Genomic DNA, 632 nt, shown 5'->3' with positions numbered 1-632 from the left:
CGGAAAACGTTATATACTCCAATCCGCATATAGTTAGAGGGCAGCGCCCGGCGAGTCCTATGACGCTGATGAATCGGACGATTCATGTGCTGCAAAAGATATGGAGGTTCAAGTAAGCCTTTAATAAGAAGGTTTGAATCTGACACTTGACAATATGTGAAACTTAGTAGCTCCGTGTGTGTAAATCCGGTTGATCCTGCCGGACCTGACTGCTATCGGATTGATACTAAGCCATGTGAGTCATTGTAGCAATACAAGGCAGACGGCTCAGTAACACGTAGCCAATCTAACCTATGGACGGGGATAACCTCGGGAAACTGAGGATAAACCCCGATAGATCATTATACCTGGAACGGTTTATGGTCCAAATGATTCGTCGCCGTAGGATGAGACTGCGGCCTATCAGCTTGTTGGTGAGGTAATGGCCCACCAAGGCTATTACAGGTACGGGCTCTGAGAGGAGAAGCCCGGAGATGGGTACTGAGACACGGACCCAGGCCCTATGGGGCGCAGCAGGCGAGAAAACTTTGCAATGTGCGCAAGCACGACAAGGTTAATCCGAGTGTTTCCTGCTAAAGGAATCTTTTGCTAGTCCTAAAAACACTAGCGAATAAGGGGTGGGCAAGTTCTGG

General features: G+C 48.7%; 1 rRNA gene. It reads left to right on the top strand.

From position 1 onward, the window contains the following. Positions 1–183: 183 nt before the first annotated feature. Positions 184–632: ribosomal RNA gene (locus LN415_09920) — 16S ribosomal RNA — on the top strand; the annotation flags it as partial.

Source organism: Candidatus Thermoplasmatota archaeon, assembly GCA_022848865.1.
GTDB lineage: Archaea > Thermoplasmatota > Thermoplasmata > RBG-16-68-12 > JAGMCJ01 > JAGMCJ01.
This window is presented reverse-complemented; position numbering and strand designations above follow the sequence as displayed.